Annotated in this window: 12 protein-coding genes and 2 pseudogenes; 4 read left to right on the top strand and 10 right to left on the bottom strand. The window is 66.9% G+C overall.

What is annotated here, in order from left to right:
• Positions 1-393: 393 nt before the first annotated feature.
• The 3 genes and pseudogenes from ACGFIF_RS43550 (at position 394) to ACGFIF_RS43540 (ending at position 2989) form a co-directional block, all read left to right on the top strand.
• Positions 394-993 carry a recombinase family protein gene (locus ACGFIF_RS43550; protein ID WP_393163681.1) on the top strand — a complete coding sequence of 200 codons (600 nt, stop codon included), beginning with the start codon at positions 394-396 and terminating at the stop codon, positions 991-993.
• Between the two features lie 156 nt (positions 994-1149).
• On the top strand, positions 1150-2406 hold the full coding sequence (locus ACGFIF_RS43545) for an IS701 family transposase (RefSeq protein WP_393163680.1): 1257 nt from the start codon (positions 1150-1152) through the stop codon (positions 2404-2406).
• A pseudogene (locus ACGFIF_RS43540) lies at positions 2403-2989 on the top strand (LysR substrate-binding domain-containing protein). Before ACGFIF_RS43545 ends, ACGFIF_RS43540 begins: the two are co-directional and overlap by 4 nt.
• 1 nt (position 2990) lies before the next feature.
• Here the strand turns inward: ACGFIF_RS43540 and ACGFIF_RS43535 are convergent.
• Positions 2991-5243, bottom strand: a complete 2253-nt coding sequence (locus ACGFIF_RS43535; RefSeq protein WP_393163678.1) for a N,N-dimethylformamidase beta subunit family domain-containing protein — start codon at positions 5241-5243, stop codon at positions 2991-2993.
• 797 nt (positions 5244-6040) lie between these two features.
• Here ACGFIF_RS43535 and ACGFIF_RS43530 point away from each other — a divergent pair.
• Positions 6041-6478, top strand: coding sequence for a hypothetical protein (locus ACGFIF_RS43530; protein ID WP_393163676.1), 438 nt, complete (start codon positions 6041-6043; stop codon positions 6476-6478).
• 22 nt (positions 6479-6500) lie between these two features.
• Here the strand turns inward: ACGFIF_RS43530 and ACGFIF_RS43525 are convergent, their stop codons facing one another.
• The 9 genes and pseudogenes from ACGFIF_RS43525 to ACGFIF_RS43485 all read right to left on the bottom strand — a co-directional run.
• A complete protein-coding gene (locus ACGFIF_RS43525) occupies positions 6501-6803 on the bottom strand; it encodes a hypothetical protein (RefSeq protein ID WP_393163674.1) in 303 nt (100 codons plus the stop codon).
• Between the two features lie 372 nt (positions 6804-7175).
• On the bottom strand, positions 7176-8054 hold the full coding sequence (locus tag ACGFIF_RS43520) for a sigma-70 family RNA polymerase sigma factor (RefSeq protein WP_393163740.1): 879 nt from the start codon (positions 8052-8054) through the stop codon (positions 7176-7178).
• Positions 8055-8470: 416 nt separating this feature from the next.
• On the bottom strand, positions 8471-9487 hold the full coding sequence (locus ACGFIF_RS43515; protein ID WP_393163672.1) for a redoxin domain-containing protein: 1017 nt from the start codon (positions 9485-9487) through the stop codon (positions 8471-8473).
• A gap of 84 nt (positions 9488-9571) precedes the next feature.
• Complete coding sequence (locus tag ACGFIF_RS43510) at positions 9572-10114, bottom strand: hypothetical protein (protein WP_393163671.1); 543 nt, start codon at positions 10112-10114, stop codon at positions 9572-9574.
• Between the two features lie 226 nt (positions 10115-10340).
• Complete coding sequence (locus ACGFIF_RS43505) at positions 10341-11753, bottom strand: epoxide hydrolase family protein (protein WP_393163669.1); 1413 nt, start codon at positions 11751-11753, stop codon at positions 10341-10343.
• On the bottom strand, positions 11737-12381 hold the full coding sequence (locus ACGFIF_RS43500; RefSeq protein WP_393163666.1) for a sigma-70 family RNA polymerase sigma factor: 645 nt from the start codon (positions 12379-12381) through the stop codon (positions 11737-11739). Before ACGFIF_RS43500 ends, ACGFIF_RS43505 begins: the two co-directional genes overlap by 17 nt.
• 71 nt (positions 12382-12452) lie before the next feature.
• The gene (locus tag ACGFIF_RS43495) at positions 12453-12653 is read right to left on the bottom strand and encodes a hypothetical protein (protein WP_393163664.1); all 201 of its coding nucleotides are present in this window, start codon (positions 12651-12653) and stop codon (positions 12453-12455) included.
• Between the two features lie 15 nt (positions 12654-12668).
• Positions 12669-12824, bottom strand: coding sequence for a hypothetical protein (locus ACGFIF_RS43490; protein WP_393163662.1), 156 nt, complete (start codon positions 12822-12824; stop codon positions 12669-12671).
• A 55-nt stretch (positions 12825-12879) separates the two neighbouring features.
• Positions 12880-13860: pseudogene (locus ACGFIF_RS43485) on the bottom strand (alpha/beta fold hydrolase); the annotation flags it as partial.
• Positions 13861-13934: the final 74 nt, after the last annotated feature.

The raw sequence follows: 13934 nt of genomic DNA, 5'->3' as shown, positions 1-13934 counted from the left end.
GCCGGCGGCCGGCGTCGGATCGCCTCGCCAACCACCGGCCGCCTCAAAGCGTTTCGTTCCTGACCATACGGCGGGTGTTGAGAATCGGTGGTTCCCAACACCCACACCCGGCAGCCTCACATGTCGATGTCCGAAGTCGCCTGCACAGGCTCAGCGCTCCGAAGGACTGGTTTGCAGGCGAGTGCGAGTCATCGCGGTGTACCGAAGTCGTCTGCACTAGCCCGGCCTCGTGTTGACCCAGAACCCGCGTCGGCGGGTGTCCGTTAGCCGAACCCTCAACGGACACCACGCAGCGGACCGCAACGCTGCGAACCACACGCCTGGAATCTTCTCTCACATAAGGTGTCCGTTGATTTGTCCGGTGAGCGGGGGCTATCCGTTACGATCCCGGGCATGGCTGTGACGTCTGGGATCTTGATCGGGTATGCCCGCTGCTCCACCGACAAACAAGACCTCGAAGCGAACCGGCAGATCCTGCTCGAGCTCGGCGTCGCCGCCGAACACATCTACCTCGACAAGGCCTACTCCGGCACCAACCGCAATCGGCCCGGCCTGGACCAGGCGCTAGCCGCGGTGCGCGCCGGTGACACCCTCGTCACCCCGAAACTCGACCGGCTCGCCCGGTCGGTGCCCGACGCCCGCGAGATCGGTGACTCCCTCGCCGCGCGCCACGTCCGGCTCCAGCTCGGCACCATGATCTACGACCCCACCGACCCGATGGGGAAGATGTTCTTCAACATCCTGGCCACCTTCGCCGAGTTCGAGGTCGACCTGCTCCGGATGCGCACCCGCGAAGGCATGGCGATCGCCCGCGCGAAAGGGAAGCTCAAAGGCCGGGCACCGAAACTATCCCCGGCCCGGCAGGCCCACCTGCTCAAACTCCACGCGGCTGAGGAACACACCATCGCCGAACTGGCCGAACTGTTCGAGGTATCCCGGCCGACTGTGTACCGAGTCCTTGAACGCCACCGCACGAGCACCGCCAGCGCCTAGTACGACAGCCGGACTTCGTGATGTTGGGCGTGGCGACGGGACATGGAGCGGCCACCGCGTCATCATGCCGGGTTTGTGTGGAACACAGCTGATATGGCGGTGGCCGCGGGCCACAGCATAGACCTGGATCGTTGGCGGGCGGAGTTCGACGGATTGATGGCGCGGATTGCGCCTCGATTCGCGCGGGTGGAGCCGCGGCAGTTGGCGCGGGATGCCGTTGCCGGATTGATGTCGGGGTTGGCGGTGAAGAACTGCTGGACGCTGGCCGAGCACGCGGGCCATGACTCGCCTGATGGCCTGCAGCACCTGCTGCGCAAGGCGACGTGGGACACCGACGGCGTACGCGATGACCTGCGCCGGTTTGTCCTGGAACGGCTTGGCGCCACCGATGCTGTGCTCGTCGTGGATGAGACTGGGGATGTGAAGAAGGGCGTCCACACGGTCGGTGTGCAGCGCCAATACACCGGGACGGCCGGGCGGATTGAGAACGCCCAGGTCGCGGTCTATCTGACCTACGCCAGCGCCGGCGGGCATGCACTGATCGATCGGGAGCTGTATCTGCCGCAGGTCTGGGCCGACGACACCGACCGGCGCGAACTGGCCGGTGTCCCGGCCGAGGTGAAGTTCGCGACCAAACCAGCGCTGGCCACCGAGATGATCATCCGCGTCCTGGACGCTGGCGTGACCGCACCCTGGGTCGCCGGTGATGAGGTCTACGGGGCCAACCCGAAACTGCGCCAAGCTCTTGAAGATCGCGGCATCGGGTATGTGCTGGCGGTCGCCTGCAGCCACCCGGTTCGCACCGGTGTCGGCAAGGTTCGCGCCGACGAACTCGCCACGGGACTGCCCCGCAAGGCATGGCAGCAGATGTCGGCCGGTGAGGGCTCCAAGGGGCCGCGATTCTACGCCTGGGCCTGGATCAGCATCGACCCCGACGACGACGCCCAGTCCTCACAGCAGCGGTGGCTGCTGGTCCGGCGCAACAACGCGACCGGCGAGCTCGCCTATTACCGCTGCTGGTCACCGGCACCGGTACCGCTGCGTGACCTGGTCCGCGTCGCCGGGCGCCGCTGGACGATCGAAGAGTCGTTCCAGGCGAGCAAGACCCTCACCGGGCTCGACCAGCACCAGGTCCGCCGCTGGACCAGCTGGCACCGCTGGACCATCCTGGCGATGCTCGCCTACGCACTCCTCGCCATCCTCGCCGCGACCGAACGAACCCAGAACCCCACCCCACAACGGACTTCTCTGATCGCGTTGACCTGCAACGAGATCCACCGCCTGTTCAACACACTCATCGCCGGACCGATCCGCGACATACGACACCGGCTGCACTGGTCGACCTGGAGACGCCGCCACCAACACCGCGCCCGAACCAGCCACTACCACCGTCGCCAAACCCCTCCAGCATGACGATCACGAAGTCCGGCTGCCGTACTAGTTCCCCCTCGGTTGCCGCTGGTGACACGTTTCTTACCCGTATAGCTGGGTTGTGTGCGGCTCGAGGCAGACCGGGAAGACTGGCGATCGCGCGCCAGGCATCTAGTGCGGCGTCAGCACCGCGGCTCACCGCGCCCCGACGACCGCCGCCTGGCCCGGATCCCCTTGTACGCGAGCCTTTCGTCGCCGTCCTGCCGCCGGCGCATCCAGCCGCGGACCATGACCCGATCGAGCTGAGCATGCTCGCAGACGACGACTGGGTGATGACCGCGCCCGGTAACCGATCCGAGACGTCGTCCTGCTCGCCTGTGAGCAGGCGGGTTTCCAGCCGCGGATCGTCCACCAGTCCGACGACTTCCGCGCGGTCGCCGCGGGTGGCGGCGTGTCGCTCGTCCCGCGCCTCGCCGTACCGGAGTCGACTCTCGCGCTCACCCGGCCGCTCTCCGAGCCCGCGCCGACGTGGCGGGTGTACGCCGCCGTCCGGGCGAGCCGTGCTGAGCACCCTCTGATCACCGCCACGCTCGACGTACTCACCGAGGTCGCCGAGAAGCTGTGACTTAGTCGTCGTCGTCCTCCGCCAGTTGGTGATTGGGTACGGCAACGCGCAGCTCGGGCGCAGCCGCGCCTCCTGGAACGACGATCGTCCCGCGGCTGACCCAGTTCGTGACGTTGGTGACCATCGTGGTCACCACCCGCCGGGACTCGACCGACTGCGCGGGCATCCCCAGGTTGGACGGACACCGCCGTACCAGGAAGCACCCGTAGGCGAACGTCGAACCGTTGAACACCCGGGCCCCGGACGGCGCGACGTACGCGGTGGCGTGCATCGGCGTCGACCGACCCGTCGACTTGCAGAGAGCGCTGCCGGCCGCGAGGATGCCCAACCCGGGATGCTTGTACAACCCCGGCCAGAGGTAGTCGACCTCACCGGCGAGGAACCCTGGTACGACGGTGCCGACCGGAATGCCCCGGAACAGCCAGCTGCTTCCGGTCCTGAGGTTGCCCGCGTACACACCGCAGCTGTACTCGGCGCCCAGTAGCGGCTGCGAGGCGTACGCATCACCCAGGTACCGCCAGAGCGTCGAGCTCCCGCCGGCGGTGTACCGGTCGAGGTCGAAGTACCGCCGGGTGCTGTCGGTGAAGGTGATCCGCCGGTACGTCGCGTTCGCGCCGAAGCTGGCCACGTTGACGCCGCGTTTGATCGCCTGACTGATCGACGCCCGCATCCGCAACGAGTAGTACTCGTCATGTCCGGGCAGGAAGATCGTCCCGGCCCGGGCGGCGAGCTGACCGCCGTACACGTCGAGGTCGTTGTCGGTCCAATAGGTGACGTCCAGGCCCTTCGACTCGGCCCACACGATCAGGCCCTGCTCGAGCGGCAGGAACTGCCCCGATCCTTGCCCTTCGGCGTACGGGCGGTTGAACGTCAGCCGGCCGGAACCGGTCGTCGCGCTGCTGTAGAAACTCCGGCCGCCGTACCAGTTGTAGGCCTGCCAGGTCGTCGTCGCCTGCTGGATGAGGAGGCTGTGCTTCCGGCCGGTGTCGTCGCGGACCGTCAGCGGCACGTAAGCGGCATACCTGCCGTCGCTCACCTTGATCAGGTAGGTGCCGGGGATCCAGTTCCGGTCGACCGGGATGGTGAGCGTCTTCGACCAGTTCGCCGCCGACGCCATCCGGAGCGGGTGACCGTTGGCCGTACCACCAATCGTCGGAGCGGGTTGCACCACGGTCGGCACGCCGTCGCGGCGCCAGACCTCGCGCCCGCCGAGGCCCTGGTAGTACCCGATCCGGTACGCCACCACGCTGACCGGCCGGCCGGACGTGACCTTCAGGTCGACCGTGGTGCCGCAGGTCGCGGAGACCTTCGTCAGGTACGCCGCCAGCGGCCCGTTCATCGTAGTCGGGATGACCCACGCGCCGGTGCCCGGCTTGGCGTTCTCTACGGCAGTCGTCGGCCAGGCCGTCGGGCATCCCGCCGGTCGTACGGGGAACGAGCCGGCGAGGATCGTCGGCATCGGTGCGGGTGGCGCGATGAGCGCGAGGGTGCCCGTGCCTGCCATCAGCTGGACGCCGGTCGACGAGGTGGCGGTCATCCCGAGTCGGAAGATCCCGCCGTACTTGGATAGGACGGCGCCGTAGATCGGGATCGCCAACCGTACGCCGCCGCGGACGCTGATGCCGGAGCGCGGTCTCCAGGTCGCGTATCCGCTCGAGACTGTCAGCGTCCCGTTGACACTCGTCAGCGTTCCCCGTACGCCGGTCGGCAGCTTCATCCGGACGGACGACAGGATGCCGGGGCGGCCGACCGTGCCGGCGTACGTGAGCGTGGTCTTCTGGCCGGGGATCGGGTTGCTCGCGGTGATCCGCACGTCGGCAGGGCGGATCAGGGTTCCGGTGCCGGCTGAGAGGGCGACGCCGGTGGTCCCGATCGCCCGGACGCTCAGCGTCCACGGGCCTCCGCTCGGCAGCAGTACGCCGTACAGCGGGATCGAGAAACGGGTGCCGACGGCAACGGTCAGTGTCCTGCTCGGGCGCCATTGCAGGACGCCCGGCGAGATCGTGCGGACCGCGCCGTTGACCGAGGTGATCCGCCCGCCCGATCCCGGCGGGATCGAGACGAGGATGTACCGCAGGGTCCCCGCATGGGTCGCGGTGGCGCGGTAGCCAAGGGTCGTGGTGCCGTTCGAGGCCGTGGCCCCCGTGATCGCGACGCCGGCCACGACCGCGGCGGCCGGCGTGGCAACAGTCAGCGTCGCCGACGTCAGCAGCAACGCCACCGCAGCCGCGACATACCTGCGCAATCCGTTCATCGTGCCCCCCACCCGGCACTTGCCCGCCCACCCCCGGGCGCGCCCCCAAGCGCCGACTAGCAGCAAGATCGCACAGGTCGGCGATTCCGCCTAGGGCCGATGGCCCCTGGCCGCGCGGCGTACAGCCGGACTACAAGTCCGGCCGCCGCGAGGGAAGTGATCCAGCGTTTCCGCAGGTCACACCGAAGACCGGTTTCCGGTCGCCGGTTCAGTGCGCTGAGGTGGGAGCCTTGTGGCCATGGTGAGTCCAAGTGCCCGGTCGTACGGCCAACAACTTGCTGGGCCTCTCTCGAAGTTCTGGCATGCCGGGGAAGGGCCGACCGCGGCCGCAATCGACAGTGCCTTCCTGTCGGTGGGGATCGACCCGCGAGCCCTGCAGGGCAACAACAAGCAGCAGCGAGTGCAACATGCGCTGATGACTGCCGACAACCAGACGGCGGTCAACCTGACCGAGGAGCTACTCGAACTGCTGCGCGATGGCGGGCACATCGGCCGCGTCGGCTATCCCGATCAGCAGCAGCTGACCGAGCGGTTGCGCCGGGCACTGCTACAGCTCGGCGGTGACCTCGACCCTGCGGGGTACGTGTCCTGGCCGGCCGGGGAACTCCCCAACACTGCGCCAGTCGCTCCGCTCCCGCGCTCGGAATTCGCCCCGAACCGGCCCGGCGAGCTCGCCGATCTGTTCCAGCCGCGCCCGGCCGAAACGCCGCTGTTGGGGGCGACCGCTCCCGCCGCCGCACCATCACCTGTGCCGGTCACGGGACCGTCCATCGACCTCCTTGTGCAGATGCTGAGGCATGCCCGCAGCGGTCCGAAGCCTGCGGGTTCGGCCTCGTGTGGGCAAGGAACCGCTACCACTCGAGGACGAGTACGACCTGCAGGACCTGACCTCGTTCGCGCTCCGGCTGCTCTACCGCGACGTGCGGCCGGAAGAGCACACTCCCAGCTACGCAGGGAAGTCGACGAGGACGGACTTCCTGGTCAAGGATCTCCGCGCCACGGTCGAGGTCAAGGTGACGTACCCGCGCCGCGCCGAGCGCGAGATCGGTCCGGAGATCGTCGTCGACCAGCGGTACTACCAGACGCATCCAGACGTCAGCGGTGTCCTGGCCGTCGTCTACGACCTGGCCGGCACCTTCACCAACATCACTGGCTTTGAACAGGATCTCTCCGGAACGTACGACGGACTGTGGACCCGGACCGTCGTCGTCGCCTGGCCGCCAGCCACGCCCTGAACCGCCAGTCCGGCGTCATGCCTCAGCTGGATCCTGGGTTCGATCGGCGGGCGAGTTCGGCCGGCGTCGATGACGCTCCGGACTCGTCGCCGATCTTGGTCAGCATTCGCCGCACCTGCTGCTGTGCGGAGGCCATGCGGACGAGGGACCGGATCTTCCACCTTGGGGGCACTTCGAGCGCGGTGGCGATCGGTGTGCCGAGGTCGGCGATGTGCGCGGCCTTCCGGCGGCGCGGCCGCATCGACAGCATGATGCCGTGGACGGTGGTGGCGTAGCCGATCAAGACGTCGTCGTCAGAGCCACCGGGCAAGCTACCGGCCAGCATCGACATCTTCCTGAAGCTGCGGCGTGTGCAGACGAGTTCGGGCATCCGTGCAGCCGACTTCGAACATCGACATCACAGATCGCGACACACCCGCACCTCCGGTGTAGAGAAACGTGTTGCAAACCCGGAGTGTTCAACAACTCCGCGCGCACCCCTTTCCTTACTGGCCGGGGCGTGACGGCAACCGGGTTCGATGCCCGCACGGCACTGCGGCACGGCAGTACGGCTAGATCCCGACGCGTTCGGCGCCAGTCCGCCGGTCATCTGGGGAACGCCCGTGCCGACCAAGGAGTCTGACGAGTTGGATCCGGACGACCTTCTCATTACGAGGAGGACGCTCAGCGTCGCATACGCTCTCTAGCGGCGGTTTCGCTAACACGTCCGCCCGCACCACCCCAAGATTTCCCCAGTGGTATCCGTCATTTCGCACCACGACCCGCACCACGGATCTCGGGCATCCCTGGGACTCTGTAGACCCTGTTTCGACCAACCACGCCCGATCATTATCTGACCAGCCGCACTGCCATCGGCGTAGTCGCAGTTCAGTGCCTGCAGCGCGAACTGCACACCCGTCTCAAGCGTCTCCTCCCCGCCCTCGGCGTCGCGCAGCTCGACGGCCAGAGGCGGGCGAACGCATCGGCTGCCTCGGCGGCGGGATCGATCGCAGGCAACTCGGCCTCGGCCTCCCGGGCGGCTCGCGCGCTGTTTGTTAGTCGCCGTGCCGTCGAATGGCACTGTGCAAGGTTCTGCGGAAAGCTCGGCTTCAGTAGGAGACGGCGGTTGAAAGACTCGACTGCCGTGCATTGTCAGGCAGCACACCGCAGTGCGGGTGTGCGGTGGGCGAGCGCGGTTCGCAGTTGCTTGCGTGCACGGGTGCAAACGGCTGGCGACCGTCCCATGGGGTACGCCGAGGACCACGGCGATCTCGTCGTAGGTCAGGCCGTCGATGTCGTGAAGCAGCACGGTCGCGAGGTGTCCTGGTGGTAGGGACGTGAGAGCGTCACGTATGTCCGGATCGAACGTTCGCCACTCCAGGTCGCGTTCGGGGCCGGGGTGCACGAAGCGGAGATGGGTATCGGCCAGTGGCTCGAGTCGTGCCGCGCGGCGGCGACGAAGCTGGTCCAGGAAGAGGTTTTTCGTGATGCGGTATAGCCAGCCCTCGAAGGTTCCCTCCGCATAGTCCTCGAGGTGGCGGAAGACCCGTATGAAGACCTCCTGTGTGAGGTCCTCCGCATCGGCCCGGTTGCCCATCAGCCGGTAGGCCTGGCGATAGATTCCCGCCACGTGTCTTCTGGCGACCTCGTCCCAGGTCCGCGGTACATCCACCATGTTCGAGGCTGTTGGGGTCCATGTGATTCTCCGGTGGACTGGTGCGGTGGACGGACGCTGAGTGTCGGGTTGGGAACGCCCGCCCACCGGTCGGTGTCGGCGTTAGCTCACGGCCTGGGTGTGCCGGGCGCCGGTCGTTGGTTATGAGGAGCCCGAAGAAGCGTCGGCCCATCGCTGCTGCATAGTGGCTTGCGGCCGGCGCCGGGGCGGTGAGCTCGGCGATCACGTGCTGTCCGAACCAGACGCGCACGGTACGGCACGGGGGTGTCGGCCGCTCGTCGTCGGTGGTTGTCGGCGGTTCGCCACCCTGCGCTTGATAAGTCATGGGTCGGGCCCCGCTATCCGAAGGTGAAGGCGTAGATCTCGGCGCCGGGGTCTGCGAAGGTGACCTCGACCGTTCTGTCCGAGATCGGCCCTGTTTGCCGAACCAACTGGTACAGCCGTTGCTCTGCGAGGGTCCCGTTGCCGTCGGCGTCCACATCAGAGCCGGCGTCGGAGCCCGGTGGCCGCCCATCGACAAGAACGCGGAACGGCACCGGCGGCGGGTAGACCGACGGCCCCATCACCAGGTTGACGTCGCGGGCATGGAACCGGTAGCTCACCCGCGCGTTCGTTGCCCTGGATACCGCGGCTTCATGGCCCATCGACCATTCACCCGAGAGCGCCCACTGGTTGAGGTGCAGGACGGCGGGCCTCGTGTAATCGTGCCGCTCGCCCAGTACCGCGCCACCCGCCGATGCGAAGTTCCACAAGCGTTGATATCCGAGGTACGTTTCCGGCGTCCTCAGGTTGTGCCAGTCGGCGGCGGCCTCGACGCTGGAGGCGACAGTCGGCGACACTGCGGCCGGGACACCGGAGCCGGCGACACCGAGCAATTGTCGGATGACCATCTCGGACTGGCGGTACTCGCCTTCCCCGAAGTGGTGATGGCGTACTCGGCCGCTTGCGTCCGCGAAGTACAGGGCCGGCCAGTAGCGATTGTCGAAGTCGCCCCAGACGCCGTAGTCGCTGTCGACAGCGACCGGATAGTCGATCTCCAGCTGGCGCACTGCTCGCCTGACGTTGCCTGTGTCGGTCTCGAAGGTGAACTCCGGGGTGTGGACGCCGACCAGGACGAGGCCGGCGTCACCGTACGTCCGGTGCCAGGCGCGGAGGTAGGGAAGTTGCCGGAGCCAGTTGACGCAGGTGTAGGTCCAGAAGTTGACGACGACTACCTTGCCGCGCAGTCCGGCCGCCGTCAGTGGCGGGGTGTTGATCCATGCGGTCGCACTGTCGAACGCCGGGAGTCGACCGCGGACGGGAAGCTCTACCAGTGCGGTATGCAGACCTGTTGGTTGAGATTGTTGTGCAGTCATTTCGAACCTCCGAAAAATGAGCAGAAGACGCGATGACGGCGGGTGGCGGGCCTCTGGAGGACCGGCCGAGCCACCTGCGGCTCATCAGCGCAGGGACCGGAGGCCCCTGCGGACCTCTTGGATCCACAGTTTGGGTTGCCCCCAGGCGGCGAAGTGTCCGCCCTTGGGCAGCCTGTTGTAGTGGATGAGGCCGGGGTAGGCCTGTTCTGACCAGCTACGCGGGGCTTCGTAGATCTCGTCGGGGAAGACGCTGACGGCAACTGGGATGGTGACGCCCTTGGCTGCGAAGAAGGGGTCCTTGTTCTCCATGTCGAGCCGGGCCGAGGACACGCCAGTCCTGGTGAGCCAGTAGTGGGTGATGTTGTCGAGTACGTCGGTCGGGGACAGCCCTTCGGTCTGGCCGGCGAAGGAACGAGAGATCATGGCCATGCTCTTGGCGTCGTTGTCGAGCAGGAACGCGGCGAGTCCGATCGGGGAGTCGACCAGGCTGGTGAGGGTCTGCGGGCGGTCGCCCATGAGGTAGGCGTAGTAGACGTGCTTGTAGAAGAACCGCAGTTGTTCGACGCAGGTCTTCTCCTCCCCGGGGGCTGCTGCCGACCGACGACTCGTGGCGGCTACGTGTGTCACCCGCTCGTGTCTTAGCCCATGACTGGCAACCACGGCCCCTGATCCGGGCGGAAGGCGTTGTCTTGTACTCGATCGCGCACCCTGAGCAGCGCCACCACCAGACAATGTCGAGCCAGTCGGTCCAGTTCTCGCCGGCGACGGCCATCGGCAGTGAAGGCCGGTGACAGCACCGCGGGGGTCATCCGCCGGCCGCCACCGGTCTTCGTATGGCACGATGGCTGCTGCCTCAGAAGTCCTTGCGCAGCGAGCGGAGCCCTGCGCGCACCTCCTGCGTGTATAGCTTCGGCTGCTCCCAGGCGGCGAAGTGGCCGCCCTTGGGGACTCGGTTGTAGTAGATCAGGTTCGGGTATGCCTCCTGCGACCACGTCCTCGGGGCGGGGTAGAGCTCCTCGGGGAACACGCTGACCGCGACCGGCACGTCCTTGACGCCCTTGACGACGAAGAAGTCGAACTTGTTTTCGGCGTAGAGACGACCCGCGGACACGACGGTATTGGTCAGCCAGAAGTGCGTGACGTTGTCGAGGACGTCGTCGGGCGTCATGCCTTCTGGGGTGCCGTGGATGGAGCGGGTGATCATCGCGAGGCTCTTGGCGTCGTGGTCCATGAGGTAGGCGGCAACGCCGACCGGGGAGTCGGCCTGGCCGTAGATGACCTGCGGACGTGACGCCATCTGGAGGGCGTAGGTGGCGCCGCCGGTCCAGACCTTGTCGAGTTCCTCGCAGGCCTTCCGCTCGTCGTCGGTCAGGTCGGCCGGCAGGTTGGGCAGCACGGGGGCCGCGCCGATGATGTTCTTGTGGAACATCGACTCGATCTCGGGCGGGATCACTCCCGCCATGTTGGTGTGGATGCCGAGCAGTCCCTCTGGCGCGTCTACGGCCATGAGATCCACGACGATGGCGCCCCAGTCGCCGCCGGCAGCGACGAACTTCTTGTAACCCAGTCGCCGCATCAGCTCGACGTAGGCACGTGCGATTCGGTCCGGTCCCCAGCCCTTGGCGGTGGGTTTGCCGGAGTAGCCGTAGCCCGGCATCGATGGAACCACGACGTGGAACGCGTCCGCGGCGCTGCCGCCGAATGCGGTCGGGTTGGTCAGCGGTTCGATGATCTTCAGCTGCTCGACGATCGAGCCCGGCCAGCCGTGGCACACCACGACCGGGATGGCGCTGGCGTGCTTGGAGCGTGCGTGGATGAAGTGGAAGTCCAGGCCGTCGAGCTCAGTGATGTAGTGCGGGAAGGAGTTGATTTTGGCCTCGCATTTGCGCCAGTCGTAGTTGTCGTACCAGTGGCGCGCGAGAGTCTGCATCGTGGCGAGCTGCGGGCCCTGGGACTGGTCGTCCACGGTCTCCTTCTCGGGCCATTGAGTGTCGCGGATGCGTCGCTTCATGTCGATGAGCTTGCGTCTCGATTCGTGAATGTGGAACTTTCGCACGGAAGTCCCGGTCGAGCTCCGGCGCGCGGGGCTGACTGCGGCTGCCGCGGTGGCGAATCCCTGCGAACCGAGCGAGGTCAAAGCAGCCGCGGTCGCCACTGCGACCGATCCGGACAGGAACCCCCGACGTGTCGGGACCGCACCAGGTCGGGGTGCTTCTGAGGCGATGTCGGAGGGATCGGGCTCGTTCGACTTATCGGTCGGGGACATGGCTGACGGTTCGGACATGACAACCTCCGGTTTGAAGCTTGAATGGGGAGTCGCTCTGGGCGCGACCCCAGGGGGATGGATGGTGGATGGCGTTGTCGACGGGATCTGACAGGTCGCGTGGGGCTCGGTGGGCGAGCGCTGTGCGCAGCTGTGCGTGGGCTCGGTGCAGGCGGCTGGCCACGGTGCCGCACCGGATGCCAAGCAGGGCAGCGACCTCGGCATAGGTCAGACCGTCGATGTCGTGGAGGGCGATGACTGCTAGCTTGCCGGGAGCAAGGGAGTCGAGCGCCGAGCGCACATCGGCCTCGAACGTTCGGTATTCCAGATCCTGGTCGGCCGGCCCGGCGCGCTGATGGATGTCGGTGAGTGGTTCGAAGCGGAGTCCACGACCCCGGCGGAGCTGGTCGAGGAAGAGGTTGACGGTGATGCGGTGGAGCCAGCCCTCGAAGGTTCCGGGTTCGTAGTTCTTCAGATGCCTGAACACCCGGACGAAGACCTCCTGGGTGAGGTCTTCCGCATCGGCGCGATTGCGGGTCAGTCGGTAGGCGTGACGATAGATCCGCTTGGCGTAGACCTTGGCTACATCGTCCCAAGCCAGGGCCTGATCGTGGTTGGTGCAGTGCTCCATGGCGGGACTCCACCGTTGGTACGGCGGACGGGCGCTGAGTGGCTCGGAACGCCCGCCCACCGGTTCTGGGGTCATGTCGACGCCTGCTCGGCCGGATCCGAAATGGGCTCGTTCGTGATCGGCAGGCCGAACCGCCGGTCCATCGCCGCGGCATACCGGTCCGCGGTCGCGGGTACGGCGACAAGCTCGGCGATCACGTACCGTCCGAACCAGACTCGCACTCGTCGCCGCCGGGTGTCGGTGGCTGCATCGGCGCTAACTCGATCTGACATGGCCGGACCTCCTGACTATCCGAAGGTGAAGGCGTAGGCCTCCGCCCCTGCTGTGTGGAATGTGACCTCGATGGTTCTTTCGCGGACTTCACCCTGCTGACGGACCAGTTGATAGAGCCGTCCTTCGTCGACAACCCCGCGCCATCGGTGGATACATCGACTCCGTGCCACGGGCGGAGAAGCCGCGATCAGACGCCCACGGCTAGTTGCAACGGAAGAGGCTGGCCTACCGCAGCGACCGGAGTCCTGTGCGGACCTCGTCGACGAGCAGTTCCGGCTGCTCCCAGGCCGCGAAGTGGCCGCCCTTGGGCAGCCGGTTGTAGTGGATGAGGTTCGGGAACGCCTTCTTGGTCCAGGTCTCCGGGGCGGGGTAGAGCTCCTCGGGGAACACGCTCACCGCGACCGGCACGTCCTTGACGCCCTTGACGACGAAGAAGTCGAACTTGTTTTCGGCGTAGAGACGACCCGCAGAGACCACGGTGTTGGTCAGCCAGAAGTGGGTGACGTTGTCGAGGACGTCGTCGGGCGTCATGCCTTCTGGGGTGCCGTGGATGGAGCGGGTGATCATCGCGAGGCTCTTGGCGTCGTGGTCCATGAGGTAGGCGGCAACGCCGACCGGGGAGTCGGCCTGGCCGTAGATGACCTGCGGACGTGACGCCATCTGCAGGGCGTAGGTGGCGCCGCCGGTCCACACCTTGTGCAACTCCTCGCAGGCCTTGCGCTCTTCCTCGGTCAGGTCGGCCGGGAGGTTGTCGAGCGCGGGAGCAGCGCCGATGATGTCGCGGTGGAATAGGGCTTCGATCTCGGGCGGGATCACTCCAGCCATGTTGGTGTGGACGCCGAGGAGCCCTTCGGGCTCCTGCACGGCCATGAGCTCGACGACGATGGCGCCCCAGTCGCCGCCCTGGGCCGCGTACCGGTCGTAGCCCAGGCGCTTCATCAGGACGTCGTAGGCCCGGGCGATCCGGTCCGGCCCCCAGCCCTTGGCGGTGGGTTTGCCGGAGTAGCCGTAGCCCGGCATCGATGGGACCACGACGTGGAACGCGTCCGATGCGCTGCCGCCGTGTGCGGTCGGGTCGGTCAGCGGTTCGATGATCTTCAGCTGCTCCACGACCGAGCCCGGCCAGCCGTGGCAGACGATCAGCGGTAGCGCGTCCTCGTGCTTGGATCGGATGTGGAGGAAGTGGGGCCTTACCCCCGGTTCGTGGACACGGGTGGTGGATTACGCCGCTGACGGGAGCGTAGCGGGGTAGAGGGCTTCGTAGGTGTTCGGGGACAGGT

Origin of the sequence: Kribbella sp. NPDC049174, from assembly GCF_043197365.1 — a bacterium.
GTDB lineage: Bacteria > Actinomycetota > Actinomycetes > Propionibacteriales > Kribbellaceae > Kribbella.
This window is presented reverse-complemented; position numbering and strand designations above follow the sequence as displayed.

Bases quoted from the DNA above. Each gene is read 5' to 3' on its own strand.
- ACGFIF_RS43500 (WP_393163666.1), bottom strand. From the start codon at position 12,381: ATGGAGCACTGCACCAACCACGATCAGGCCCTGGCTTGGGACGATGTA.
- ACGFIF_RS43505 (WP_393163669.1), bottom strand. From the start codon at position 11,753: ATGTCCCCGACCGATAAGTCGAACGAGCCCGATCCCTCCGACATCGCC.
- ACGFIF_RS43520 (WP_393163740.1), bottom strand. From the start codon at position 8,054: ATGGGCAACCGGGCCGATGCGGAGGACCTCACACAGGAGGTCTTCATA.
- ACGFIF_RS43535 (WP_393163678.1), bottom strand. From the start codon at position 5,243: ATGAACGGATTGCGCAGGTATGTCGCGGCTGCGGTGGCGTTGCTGCTG.
- ACGFIF_RS43515 (WP_393163672.1), bottom strand. From the start codon at position 9,487: ATGACTGCACAACAATCTCAACCAACAGGTCTGCATACCGCACTGGTA.
- ACGFIF_RS43525 (WP_393163674.1), bottom strand. From the start codon at position 6,803: ATGCTGGCCGGTAGCTTGCCCGGTGGCTCTGACGACGACGTCTTGATC.
- ACGFIF_RS43545 (WP_393163680.1), top strand. From the start codon at position 1,150: ATGGCGCGGATTGCGCCTCGATTCGCGCGGGTGGAGCCGCGGCAGTTG.
- ACGFIF_RS43530 (WP_393163676.1), top strand. From the start codon at position 6,041: ATGCCCGCAGCGGTCCGAAGCCTGCGGGTTCGGCCTCGTGTGGGCAAG.
- ACGFIF_RS43550 (WP_393163681.1), top strand. From the start codon at position 394: ATGGCTGTGACGTCTGGGATCTTGATCGGGTATGCCCGCTGCTCCACC.
- ACGFIF_RS43495 (WP_393163664.1), bottom strand. From the start codon at position 12,653: ATGTCAGATCGAGTTAGCGCCGATGCAGCCACCGACACCCGGCGGCGA.